The organism is Idiomarina sp. 28-8, assembly GCF_000320945.2.
Taxonomy (GTDB): domain Bacteria; phylum Pseudomonadota; class Gammaproteobacteria; order Enterobacterales; family Alteromonadaceae; genus Idiomarina; species Idiomarina loihiensis.
Window position 1 is genome coordinate 253,366 of record NZ_DF266791.1, and the last position, 12,894, is coordinate 266,259.

At 44.8% G+C, this 12,894-nt stretch carries 11 protein-coding genes and 2 pseudogenes; 9 read left to right on the forward strand and 4 right to left on the reverse strand.

What is annotated here, in order from left to right:
• Positions 1–47: 47 nt before the first annotated feature.
• The 3 genes from RJ32_RS09130 (at position 48) to RJ32_RS09140 (ending at position 1,317) form a co-directional block, all read left to right on the forward strand.
• The gene (locus RJ32_RS09130) at positions 48–260 is read left to right on the forward strand and encodes an AlpA family transcriptional regulator (RefSeq protein WP_034821444.1); all 213 of its coding nucleotides are present in this window, start codon (positions 48–50) and stop codon (positions 258–260) included.
• Positions 250–924, forward strand: a complete 675-nt coding sequence (locus tag RJ32_RS09135) for a hypothetical protein (protein WP_034821447.1) — start codon at positions 250–252, stop codon at positions 922–924. The genes RJ32_RS09130 and RJ32_RS09135 overlap by 11 nt, the downstream gene beginning before the upstream one ends.
• A 186-nt stretch (positions 925–1,110) precedes the next feature.
• The gene (locus RJ32_RS09140) at positions 1,111–1,317 is read left to right on the forward strand and encodes an AlpA family transcriptional regulator (RefSeq protein ID WP_034821449.1); all 207 of its coding nucleotides are present in this window, start codon (positions 1,111–1,113) and stop codon (positions 1,315–1,317) included.
• A gap of 194 nt (positions 1,318–1,511) precedes the next feature.
• Here the strand turns inward: RJ32_RS09140 and RJ32_RS09145 are convergent, their stop codons facing one another.
• A complete protein-coding gene (locus tag RJ32_RS09145) occupies positions 1,512–2,546 on the reverse strand; it encodes a phospholipase A (protein WP_034821452.1) in 1,035 nt (344 codons plus the stop codon).
• 64 nt (positions 2,547–2,610) lie between these two features.
• Between RJ32_RS09145 and RJ32_RS09150 the strand changes: the two genes are divergently transcribed.
• From RJ32_RS09150 to RJ32_RS09175, 6 genes are all read left to right on the forward strand, one after another.
• Positions 2,611–3,063, forward strand: coding sequence for a GbsR/MarR family transcriptional regulator (locus tag RJ32_RS09150; protein WP_034821455.1), 453 nt, complete (start codon positions 2,611–2,613; stop codon positions 3,061–3,063).
• Positions 3,064–3,130: 67 nt separating this feature from the next.
• Entirely contained in the window at positions 3,131–4,249 is a 1,119-nt protein-coding gene (locus RJ32_RS09155) for an efflux RND transporter periplasmic adaptor subunit (protein WP_034821459.1), read from the forward strand.
• A complete protein-coding gene (locus tag RJ32_RS09160) occupies positions 4,249–7,329 on the forward strand; it encodes an efflux RND transporter permease subunit (RefSeq protein WP_034821462.1) in 3,081 nt (1,026 codons plus the stop codon). Before RJ32_RS09155 ends, RJ32_RS09160 begins: the two co-directional genes overlap by 1 nt.
• A gap of 196 nt (positions 7,330–7,525) precedes the next feature.
• On the forward strand, positions 7,526–8,851 hold the full coding sequence (locus RJ32_RS09165; protein WP_235598938.1) for a phospholipase D family protein: 1,326 nt from the start codon (positions 7,526–7,528) through the stop codon (positions 8,849–8,851).
• A gap of 147 nt (positions 8,852–8,998) precedes the next feature.
• The gene (locus RJ32_RS09170; protein WP_235598939.1) at positions 8,999–9,475 is read left to right on the forward strand and encodes a potassium channel family protein; all 477 of its coding nucleotides are present in this window, start codon (positions 8,999–9,001) and stop codon (positions 9,473–9,475) included.
• 14 nt (positions 9,476–9,489) lie between these two features.
• Positions 9,490–10,863: a patatin-like phospholipase family protein gene (locus RJ32_RS09175; RefSeq protein WP_051018756.1), complete on the forward strand. Its 1,374-nt coding sequence runs from the start codon at positions 9,490–9,492 to the stop codon at positions 10,861–10,863.
• Positions 10,864–10,924: 61 nt separating this feature from the next.
• Here the strand turns inward: RJ32_RS09175 and RJ32_RS14540 are convergent.
• The 3 genes and pseudogenes from RJ32_RS14540 to RJ32_RS09195 form a co-directional block, all read right to left on the reverse strand.
• A pseudogene (locus RJ32_RS14540) lies at positions 10,925–11,200 on the reverse strand (LytR/AlgR family response regulator transcription factor); the annotation flags it as partial.
• 21 nt (positions 11,201–11,221) lie between these two features.
• A pseudogene (locus RJ32_RS09185) lies at positions 11,222–12,374 on the reverse strand (IS3-like element ISIlo12 family transposase).
• A gap of 119 nt (positions 12,375–12,493) precedes the next feature.
• Positions 12,494–12,871 (reverse strand): hypothetical protein, encoded by a 378-nt coding sequence (locus tag RJ32_RS09195; protein WP_034821469.1) that lies wholly within the window; start codon positions 12,869–12,871, stop codon positions 12,494–12,496.
• Positions 12,872–12,894: the final 23 nt, after the last annotated feature.

Here is a 12,894-nt window from a genome sequence, read left to right on the forward strand (position 1 = left end):
CAGGATCAACTCATCCCATGAGAGAAACCAAGATATGGAGAAAACTCATGCGATTACTACGATTAAACCAAGTCAAAGCCAAAGTTGGTCTAAGCCGCTCAACAATCTACCGACTGATGCAGGAAGATAGCTTTCCTAAGTCAATTATCCTGGCAGGCCGGTCAGCAGCTTGGATTGAATCAGAGATTGATGATTGGATTTTGCAGCAGGTTCGCGAGGTTCGTGGATCAGACTGGGAGGAACCACGTCATGCGGTTTGATTTTACAACAGGATACACCGATACCATTCGTAAATTAGGTATTTGCACCGTCAGCCAACGCGACCCATTAACGGGTCGCACTAACTCAGTTCAAATGCACGAAGTGTATGACGAGCAAAGGTTTAGGCAATGGTTAAACATGCCGCCAGTAACATTCGAGCTGCTTGACTCGATACTGGCAACAACCCATATCAACCAGTGGAGCGAGGCTAACGACCGCAAGCTTCGACAATACATGTTACCCATCGTGATTAGCAGCTTTAAGGTCGCTGCCCACGCGGGCGACCCAACGCTTCACATTGCATCTACTGCGAGGGAAATATATTACTTTGTCTCCAGCGATAACGAAGACGATAACAAGGAGCTGGCGCTATTTATCGGCAAGCTAATAACGGTCTACCTCAGAGCTCAAGGGCAAAACATGCCCAAAGTAGTCCGGCCTGAGCTGCTTGCAGCTATTCAACGCCAGGAAGCCGGTATCATTCATCGTGTCATCAAGTCGAACCTATTAGGTATCAGTCCTCATGCACATGGCAAGTACGTAGGAGAGACCAAGCGGCAGGTAATTAGCGATGCACATGAAACCAACGAATGCGATGACTCAAACCACATAACGGCTCAAATAGCAGTGCATATAGCCACTGACATCACATTCAACGTCTAGTCCCCAACATACCCTTAACTTGCATGACAACACCTGACAGGTACGCCTTTGCGTGCCTGTTGGGTGTGGGAGCTGGGTTAGTGGAAGCGCCTACGCTCCATCGTGACCGCAGTTTTTGTGGTCTATTGTTCGTACTCATTCATCTCAATTCTTACTAATGCTATGACACAAAAGAAGGAGGAGCACATGAGGTTTCTAAGGTTAAACGAGGTTCAAGAGCGCGTCGGGCTGGGACGCACCTCAATTTACAAACTGATTGGTGAAAGCAAATTCCCCAAGCCTGTTCATATCCTGGGTAGGAACGTCGCCTGGGTAGACTCGGAGATTGATGAATGGATGATGGACCGTATTGATGAAAAGCGTGGTCTATCGGTGCCAAACATCAGGTATTAATATCTGTGCTGGTACACCACTTTCGAAGCCTAGGAACACCACCAGTATAAAAACTCCAAAAGGAGCTATTAACAGCTGCAATAGTTTCATGAGTAATTAACTTGTGTGAATAAGCGCGCTAAAGGCAGTGGTAAAGGCCTGATAAAACGTACAACTTGATAGCCGATTTTAAGTGGACGAATTTCGTCCACGCACTACAAAAGGTTATTTAAAGCTATTCCCAAGCCAAACCGTGTTTGCTTATGATTATAGTCAATTAAACTCTCACCATAGCCAGTGAAAACGCTCGCGTACCCATAAAACTTACCCCACAAAGGGAATGAAAAACTTACTTCTACGGAGCCTCGACCAGTCTCAATCGCATGATTTAATCTAAAGCCGTATTCAAATTGACCATCATTATACCCAGCCGAAAACTCATAGTTTCCGACATAATCTTCTATATTCGGGTTATCGTCGCCTCGTGATGCTATTGGATTTTCTTTAGCGTCCTCTTGCAACCGAACCCACGGTTTAAGCGAAAATACCCAGCTCCCTTTTTCAACCACGAACTGTGTATACAGGCGATTCCAGCTACGAGACAGTAACTGGCTCCGACCGTTTGACAAATGCTCTGCGCCAAAAATAACACCGGTATTAGCGTTAAAAGGCTCCCAGTCGGTCTTAATGGCATACACTATTTCCGGCATATAGTTCGTTTCCCGAAACGGCTTGGATATGCCGTCAGAGTAGATCTGCCACCATGACTGAATAGTAAAACCAAAATATAGTTTGTCCTCTTCAAATAGCAGACTAGATTTGCTTAAGGGAACTTTTAAACTCAGTTGAAACTTAGCTTCATAATCTTCCAGATTCCTCTCATAACCTTCAATTTGAGCGTATTGCTCGTGGTTGATGTCATTTGTAGTAAGCATGGGTTGAATATAATTTCTGCGATGGGGAGTAATAACATAAGGTTCAAACTCCGTCTGTTGCTCTTCCCTCAAACGCTGAGTTAATACGCCGTTCTCTCTTTTAGGAACATCCACACTTGATAAGTTCTGTCTTTTGTCGTTTTCAACATGTTTACGACACTCTTTTTTTATAGCTTCAACAGTATCGATAGAACCGGAGCCCTTCACTCGATCTAAAATGCAGAGTTCATATTCACTAAGTTGCTCACCATGACAAATAGGTATCGCGAACAACGTTAGGTTAAGAATTGAAAATACTGAAAACCGGTTAATCATCACTCTAATATCTCTTGAAAAAGTTTGTTTAGCCTTAAATTATCCAAATTAACAAGTTTTTACTATGAATAAGCTTACCGAAGCAGAATTACAGTTTATTACCGATATGGGCATGCACACTCAGGGCTATGGTCTTTCTCGCATTGCCGGGCAAATAATTGCGGCTCTTATCATATCTGATGCCCCACTAAATACAGCCGATCTCATGAGCTTACTTGAAATAAGTAAAGGAAGTGTCAGCACCAATATTCGCTTTTTGGAAATGCTCCAGCTGGTCGAACGCAGAGCGCTGCCTGGTAAGCGCCTAAACTATTTTGTAATGCGTACCAACCCTTATGATTCGCTGCTGGAATTAAAGATAAAACAGCATGAAGAAGCGAAAAAGATAATAACGGAAGCCAAAGCAAGTATTAAGAATTCTAAAGCTCAGGAGAAAATTACTGAGCTGGAAAGGTTTAATACACTCTACGATGAAAGCGTGAAAAAGTTGCTGTTGGAGTTGAAATCCGAACGCTAAGCCATGCTCAATAGTCAGAAAAATTGACGTTTGACGAAAACATTTAAATAATTTAGGTGCAACATCAATGACCTCATCATCATGTGGCTCACTGCACAAGCAGCAAGGCCGAATCAGTAGCTCTACAGCCGTATTTATTGCCATCGTAACCTTGGTTTTCTTGTGGATAGCCAGTGGTTTCATCTTCAGAGGCGATACCGAAAAGACAAACGCAACTAAGAGCAATTTACCGTCAGTTGCAGTAAGAAATAGTCAAGCCCAGCTTGTGGCTCGCGAGTTGACACTAAACGGCGAAATTAGACCAAATCAGCAACTTAATATTCGAGCACGTACTGACGGCATGCTCGAAATGATTGCCGACAGCGGTGCTGAGGTTAGCCAAGGTGATGTCATTGCAAAACTTTCTATTGATGATCGCGAAGTTCAACGCACTCAGGCAGAAGCTCAAGTAAAAAAAGCACAAAGCGACTTCAATGCGACGAAAAAGCTCATCGAACAAAATTTGTCGTCCCAGTCTCAACTCCAGGCGTTGGAAGCACAACTAGAAGCAGCACGAGCACAGCTTCGCCGTATTACCTTCGATATTGAAAATACTGAATTGACAGCACCGGTCAGCGGCGTTATCAATCAACGCTTTATTGAGCAAGGTGCTTATGTGTCAGCCGGCAACCAAGTACTAGAGCTTATCGATAACGATCCGTTAATCGCCATTATTAACGTACAACAAAGTCAAATTCACAGGCTCAAACTCAACATGCCCGCGACGGTCAAACTTATCGGTGGTACTGATCGTCAGGGACAGGTCAGCTTTATCGCTCCTATTGCCGATCCGCAGACCCGGACATTTCGCGTTGAAATAACCATCCCAAACCAGAACGACCCTATCCCTTCCGGTATGAGTGCCGAAGTCGTTATTGAAACCAACAACGTTAAAGCACACAAAATTTCTGCGGCCCAAATCAAAATAGATGCGGCTGGCCGCATGGGTGTTTTAACCATTAATGACAATAACGAAACACGTTTTTCTCCAGTTACTGTGGAGCGGGCAGACGTTAATGCCTTATGGGTCAGCGGGCTGGATGACGAAACGCGTTTAGTCATCATTAGCCATAGTTCGTTGACCGCCGGTCAAAAAGTTACCCCCAAACCCGTACCTGCTGATTATGACAAAGGCGAGGAATTATAATGAAAGCCTTTATTGCCGCCGCTTTCTCACGCAATCGCGCAGCGATACTGTTACTCGCTGTATTGTTGATAATGGGCAGCATTGCCTACGCCACAATTCCTAAAGAAGCTGCACCCGAAATTGACATTCCGGTATTCACCGTCACCGTAAGCTACCCCGGCATTTCAACGGAAGACAGCGCACGTTTATTAGTCGAGCCGCTTGAGCGAAAATTACAAAGCATCGACGGTTTAGATACTTTAACCGCTCAAGCCGGTGAAGGCTTTGCCATGTTACAACTGGAGTTTGCCGCAGGCTTCGACAATGAAAAAGCACTACGTGATGTAAAGGACGAAACTGAAAAAGCAGAACAAGATTTACCGTCCGATGCTGAGAAGCCCACGGTGCAAGAGGTTGATCTGTCTTTATTCCCCATTTTAACGGTTGCGCTCTCAGGCAATATTCCCGAACGGGACTTAATCCAACTGGCACGTAATTTAGAAGATAAACTTGAAACACTTAATGGCGTACTCGAAATCGATATGTCAGGTGATCGTGAAGATCTGTTAGAGATCATCATTGAACCATTAGCTATGCAGTCTTACAACATTTCATTAGCGGAGGTGTCGCAGGCTATTAGTAATAACAACCTTCTGGTTACCGCGGGTGCAATGGATACCGGGGCAGGACGCATTAGCGTCGCCATCCCTGGCACCATTGAGAACATTGTCGATGTACTCGAGATGCCGATAAAAACTACGCCCAATAATGTCGTACGGGTAAGCGATGTCGCCGAAGTCAGGCGAACTTTTAAAGACCCCGTCAGTTACGCCCGCATTGATGGTCAACCGTCGATAGCACTCGATATTAAAAAACTGAGTAGCGCTAATGTCATTGACGTTGTCGATCGTGTAACCCAAATGGTCGAGCAGCAGCGCACTGAATGGCCGACAACCGTTAATGTCGCTTATATGCAAAACCAGGCAGACGATGTTAAGCAATTTCTGGGCGACCTTGAAAACAATGTCATACTCGCCATTATTCTGGTCATACTAACGATCGTGGTGGCTTTGGGTGTAAAAGCTTCCCTGCTCGTTGCTCTTGCTATTCCAGGCTCATTTCTTGGTGGCATTTTAACGCTGCAATTGCTGGGTATTACACTGAACATCGTGGTCCTGTTCGCACTCATTTTAGTTATTGGTATGTTAGTGGATGGTGCCATTGTCGTGGTCGACCTTGCAGAGCGCTATCGTCGACAAGGACAAGACCGATTACAAGCTTATCTGGCAGCTTCCCAACGCATGGCGTGGCCTATTATTGCGTCGACAATGACCACCCTCGCCGTATTTATACCACTGCTCTTTTGGCCAGGTATGGCCGGGCAATTTATGTTTTATCTGCCCGCCACTGTTATCATAACACTGCTCATGTCTTTGCTCATGGCACTGGTTTTCGTTCCGATAATTGGCTCCTCAGTAAAAAGCAAAGTATCAGTGACCTCACAATCAGCAAATGCAGCAGACAACGGTTCAAAACTCCAGTCTTTGGTTAGCTATATGGTGGATAAGCCGTTACTTGCTTTGCTGGTCAGCCTGTTTGTCTTATTACTTTCATTTTTCCTCTACAGCAAGCTCGGGCAAGGCATAAACTTTTTCCCTGACATCGAGGCCGATCGTATACAAATACAAGTTCAAGCCGATGGTAATTTATCAGTAAGTGAAGCTGATAATCTGGTTAAGCTCGTCGATAAGGCCGTTGAGCCGGTCGCGGGCATTGAACGCATTTATTCTCGTACCATCGGGTCAGTTGAGGAAAGGCTGAAAGCCAACCTGGACTCAGAAATTATTGGTACACTACAAATTGATTTGCTGGATTGGCAGGAGCGTGATTCTGCCACAAAAATTATACAAAACATTCGTACTAAAACAGACAACTTACCCGGGATAGCGCTAAAGATTGAAAAACAACAAAGCGGTCCGTCCTCTTCTCGTCCGGTCTCTGTAGAAGTATCAGCGAAAGATCGGAGCTTATTGCCTGAAGCCGTAGACAACTTGCTCAAAATGATGAAAGAATCAGATGAATTTATCGATACATCCAGTGACATGGCGACCCCTAAGCCACAGATAAAAATTGATGTGGACCGCGAAAAAGCTGCCGAGTATGGCGTCGATGTCGCGACCTTAGGTACCTTAGCGCGTCTATTGACCGACGGTGTCTTAGTTGGTACTTACCTTCCTGAATCGGCGCCAGAGCAGGTTGATATTCGTATACGCTATCCCTGGGAAGAGCGCTCAATGGCCGACCTAGCCAATTTGCGCATCCCCGCGAGCCGGGGTCTGATGCCGATAGAGAACTTTGTCCAGTTATCGCCGAGTTTAAGTCCAACAATTATAACTCGTGTCAATTCGCGCAATGTACAAACTGTAGAATCAGGCCTTGTTCCCGGGGTTACCGTCGTCGAAGCAACGGAAACGTTGCGACAAAAAATCAAGCAGAGTGATTTTGCCAAAGGTGTGGAATTTGATTTTACCGGAGAGCTTGACGACCAAAATGAAGCCATGAGCTTTTTACTATTGGCATTTGCCTTAGCCATTTTCTTAATGCTCTTCGTTTTACTATTACAGTTGAATAGCTTCTTCCAGAGTGCTTTAGTGCTATCCGCTATTGTATTCTCTTTAGCTGGCGTGCTGCTTGCATTACTCGTGCGGCAAGAGCCCTTTTCTGTAGTAATGAGCGGAATCGGCATTATGGCTCTGGCGGGTATTGTAGTGAATAATAACATCGTTCTAATCGACGCATATAACGAGTACCGCTCGGATGGGTTATCGCCGATGGAAGCTGCGGTAAAAGCAGCAATGCAACGTTTAAACCCGGTACTTCTCACCGCGACAACGACGATAGTCGGATTGTTACCTATGGTGTTGGGGTTAACCGTCGACTTTTTTGAGCGTGATATTTTTATGGGAGCACCTTCGGGACAATACTGGATCCAGTTATCTACCGCACTGGTTGGCGGACTGTTAGTTGCGACCTTTATTACGCTTCTATTAACTCCGGCAATGCTTGCCTGGGACGGCCAAAGAAGGGAGAAAGCCAATTAAACTTGGCTTTATTATGCGCTTACACCATATCGTTTTAATGGTCATTATTTGTTCTAGCTGTATCGCCTGCAGCAGTCTGCCCGACTTAGAACAGCGAACGCCAAGCTACTCTGTGCCAGTTTCAAAAACTCAAAGCACTCGGCTTGGTCAGTTCTTATCTCCGATACTTCGAAACTCCCCCGAAAGTACCGGTATAATGCCTTTAGCCGAAGCAGAGCCGTCCTTAGATGCCAGGCTGATATTAATCAACAATGCACAAGTTGCACTGGACATTCAATATTATATCTGGCGTGACGATAAGTCTGGGCAACGTTTAACTAAAGCCATTTTCCAAGCTGCTAATCGTGGTGTAAAGGTTAGGTTGTTATTGGACGATCTTCACTCCCGGGATATTGACGAGTCCTTACAAAGGCTAAACGGTCATCCTAGTATAGAAGTGCGATTATTTAACCCATTTCTCCCCAGAAGCTCTCGAGTACTAGGGTTTATAACCGACTTCCCACGAGCAAACAGACGCATGCACAACAAGTCTCTTACTGTGGACAATCAAGCTACGATAGTCGGGGGAAGAAACATCGGTGATGACTATTTTTACCGCTCTGATGGTATTCTTTTTGCTGATCTGGATGTTCTTGCGATAGGAGATGTAGTTGCGAAAGTATCCAGCGATTTTGACGCTTTTTGGAACAGTAACTCAGCTTACCCCTATGAACTTATTTCTCAATCAACGACGCCATCAGACTCCTCTTTATTTATTCATCAAACTAATATTGATCAACCATCCGATCTCAGTGAGTTATTGGATAACGATTCAATTATTTGGGCTGAAACTCAAATAGTGAGTGATAGCCCGCTTAAAGCCTTAGGTAAAGCGGAGCCGGATCAACTCATTGTTCACGCACTCCGAAAGATAATTGGTCAACCTAAAAAGCAATTATTACTGGTTTCTCCCTATTTCGTACCAACCCTGTCGGGAGTAAAAGCGCTAGAGAGCATTGCGGAAAACGGGGTGAGTATTAGTGTGTTAACAAATTCCTTTGCCGCTACCGATGTTGCCGTTGTGCACTCGGGATACGCAAAGTGGAGGAAACGTCTCTTAGAAGCTGATATACGCTTATTTGAGATGCGCCCAGGTACTGTTGGCACCGATACCACTATCTATGAATCTGTCGAAACAAGTTTCTCCAGTTCAGCAAGCAGCCTTCATGCAAAAACGTTTGCCGTTGACGGACAACGTGTTTTTGTTGGCTCATTTAACTTTGACCCTCGCTCAGCAAGGCTCAATACTGAGCTTGGCTTTGTTATTGAGAGCCCCGAAATAGCATCAACGATGGCAGATGTCTTTATCGAAGAAGTCCCTTACAGCGCCTATGAAGTGCGCTTAGCTCCATCCGGTTCGCTATACTGGCTTGAGCAAAACGGCAGCCATCATCGCCGATACGATACAGAGCCAGGAACAACCTGGTTTCAAAGGTTTTCGGCCGGATTTTTTTCATTGTTACCCATTGATTGGTTGCTTTGAAAAGTGAGTTGGCTTACTCGGTAAAGCGCCATTTTTTCTTAATCACTTTATGTACGAACCATGGTCATATTAGTCGGTTTTTTTGTTGGAATGCTATAGGTCATAAAAATGCTAAATAGAATACTAAAGTATCTAGGTATAGCGTGGATGGTTATTATTTTTGTTTTTGTTCCCATTGCTTATACCGCATTACTATTCGCCTCTGATGCAGAAATAAATATGTCGGTCACTATTTTTTTTATCTCTACAGTATTCATCACTTCACTTTGGAATATCTTCAAAAAGTATCGCGAGTACAAGGTTGGGCTCCAACTTAGCAAGATGTTTTTAGCCATCTATGTAACTATTTTTGCGTTTGCCACTCTTTATCAAAGAGCTGGGATTTTATACGGTCAGGAAATCTCTTTTAGTCCTGTTGACGCCCTGTACTTTTCAGTAGTGACATGGACCACTTTAGGTTATGGAGACTTTCAACCCACTGAAAGCTTGCGCTTATTGGCCGCTTTCCAGGCGTTATTAGGAACTTTCTTTATACCAATGCTTATAGCGGCAGTGCTATTCTCATTACAACTAAAGTCTCAAAAGCACAGTTTGCAAAAAAACACTAACGGTTCAAAACCATAGAGCGAATAGTTTAAATGAAGCTTCTTTTTTATAAAATTAGACTTCTCGTAATCCTATCAGCTTCTGTTACCAGCTTAGGCTGCAGCACAATAGGGCAAATTAAAAATGAGCCTATTTCTGGAAAAAATGATACTGAATTAACTTCTGGTACATTATTCTCAGCGGCTCGAGCTGGAAACCCCAAGGGAATAACTCTTATTTTGGCTTTTTCCGGAGGTGGAACACGGGCTTCTGCTCTGTCTTATGGCGTATTAGAAGAACTAAGAGATACTAATGTCACTATAGGTGGCAAATCGACAAGACTTTTAGATGAAGTTGATTTTATTTCATCTGTTTCGGGCGGCAGCATAACGGCGGCTTACTATGGTTTGTTTCGAGACAAAATTTTTTATGATTTCAAAGATAAGCTTCTAACACGGGATTTAAAGGAGCAAATAATCTCAACAGTTTTAAATCCTCTTCGTTGGTTTTCAAATTTAGGAATAACTGATCATACTGTCGGAATATATGCTGATGCAGGATTTGGAGAATATACATTTGGCGACATGCTCGAAAAAGGTCCGCCCTATATAGCCATCAATGCCACAGACTTATCTCAAGGTGCTAGATTTTCCTTTCTACAGGACTACTTCAATTTAATATGCTCAGATCTATCTACCTTCCCCGTAGCCAGAGCAGTAGCAGCTTCAGCAGCTATGCCTTTACTATTCGACCCCATCGTACTGAAGAATTACGATACATGTGACATTAAGGATTCCATCAACTTTTTATCCAGTAAAACTTCCATTGGGAAACACAGTATTCGGAATACTGCCTCTGCAGCACTTTCTTATTCCAATAAAAAAGAACGTCCTTTTGTTCACCTCGTAGACGGAGGTGTATCGGACAATTTGGGTCTCAGGATTATAACTGACCCTGTTGAGCTAACAGGAGGTATAGTAAATTACTTTAGCATGATCCATGGAGAGGATAGTTATTCAATCCCACGACATTTTGCCATCATAGCCGTAAACGCATCAGTAAAAGTCGACTCAAGCATGGATAAGAGTTCGACCCCTCCATCAATGCGTCAAACGTTAAACGCGGTTACTGATGCGCAACTTCAATTGTACAATAATGAAACAACCGATTTAATAAAGCTTAAATTAGAGCAGTGGGTCGATGAAACAAAAACACAAGGAATACCTGTCGAAGCGCACCTAATATCTATCGAATTGAAATCGGTATCATCAGACCGTCTAAGAAATCGCCTCAATTTAGTCCCGACAACTCTCGGCTTACCAGAAGAGGAAGTTGAGTTGCTTATTGGTACAGGCCGAAAGCTACTAAGGGAAAACCCTCAATTTCAAAAATTACTAAAAAGTATCAGCTCTCATAAGACACAATAAAAACAACTAAATATCGAGACAAAAAATAAGCCCAGGGGTTGGTATTCCCTGGACTTACCCATTACAAGCCAATATCAAACATTAGCTGGCGCTTGTAGTGGCCGCCCAACGGGAGAACCGTCTCGTCAGCTAATTCTACTTCCTGGTATCGGCCTAGCTCCGACAGAAGCTTCCTCAATTGGTCGCGCTTTACGATGTGACTGCGATGGATGCGAATGAATCTATCTTCCAGTAATTCTTCCATATCAGATAGCGTTGCTCGATGCAGCACCCGTTCATTGCCAAAGTAGATCTTCACGTAGTTACCAAACGCTTCCACACGTTCTATGGAGGCTACCGCAACAAAACGAACCGGGTTCTACCCCTTTATCACGGACGGTTTAAAATCGCACTAAACTGCTGATCTTGTTTTGCCAGTCTACGACGCATTCTTGGATTATGAAACCGTTCAATATAATCAAAGATGTCTGAACGTGCTTCATCTCTTGTTCGATAGCGGCGGTAATTCACTCTTTCACGCTTCAGTATTCCAAAAAATCCTTCACAGGCAGCGTTGTCGCTGCAATGACCGACTGCGCTCATACTGCTGATCAGGTTATTAAATTTGAGAGCACGCTGATAATCACCACTGGTAAATTGAGACCCGCGATCTGAATGTAAAATCACGGGCTGATTGCCTGTTCGTTGCCAGACGGCCATTTCCGCTGCGCGAATGACCATGTACCGATCCTGACGGTGATGCATGGACCAGCCCACTATCAGCTTGCTGTACAAGTCGAGCACAACGCACAGAAACAACTTGCCTTCGGTGGTTGTCACTTCGGTAATATCGGTGACCCATTTAGTTTCAGGCTCTGCCGCTGTGAAGTCACGTGCCAGATGATTTTTAAGGCCAGCGGGCCTGGCGGCCTGTCGCTTTCGGCCTCGTCCTTTCTTACGAGGCCAGCCCTGAACGCCATTGACGGCCATTAAGCGGGCAACCCGATTCAGACTCAGTCGTTCACCTTCAATAGACAGATCTTCATGCATACGTGGTGCGCCAATGACACCACCACTGTCCTCGTGGATCTCCTTAATGCGGGTCAGAATGCGCTGATTTTCCACATCACGGGCACTGGGCGGTCGTGCTGCCCAGGCGTAATATCCGCTGGGTGACACTTGCAGGCATCGACACATTAAGCGTATCGGAAATTTATCGCGGCAACGCTCTATCGCCTGATATCTCAGGACGACTCTTTTGCGAAGAACGTTGCCGCTTCTCGCAAAAAATCCCGTTCCTTTTTAAGCCGGGCATTCTCGCGTTTAAGCCGCGCCATTTCTTCGTCGCGGGGGTTACCTGAGCCTTTGAAAGCTTCTTTAGAGGATGGCTCGGCTTCACGCCGCCAACGGCTGAGCAAATTGGGGTTAATACCGATTTCTATAGCCACCTGGCGACAACTTACACCGGGCTGTTTTGTCAACGCTACGGCTTCACGTTTAAACTCTGGGCTGTACTTTTTTCGTTTGGTCATGAACACTCCTTATGGGCATATTATGCCTCTTTATGGATGTGTCCGTAAAATCTGGGTAGAACCCACCTCACCAGGACGCGTTTTAACGGCAATAATGTTTCGTCTCATGCACCCCATACCTAGTCCCTCTCCATAACCAGGTCGGCATCGATGCTATTACCACCAGCAAGTCGAATCGACGTTCGTCCTTTTATTGAGTAGTCATTGTAAATAGCAAACAGCAACGTTGTGCTGAGCCCTATCGCTACGATGGCAGTGATCAGTGAGCCAGTAGATAAGGTCCCGATAATACCTGAGCCCCACCCCAACGGATTCCAGAAGTTGGTAGCAAAGACTCCAGCTGAGCCAACAGCTAGCGCAAAAGCACCAGACGATGCTGACTTCAATGTTTTCACGTCATCAGCCAACGACGCGCTTTTTACGGCTATCGTTTTGTCTTGCCTTTCGATAGCTCGCTCGAGCTCTGACTTGGTGTATACGACCGTTACATTCGACATACATGTTCTCCTAATTGACAGTT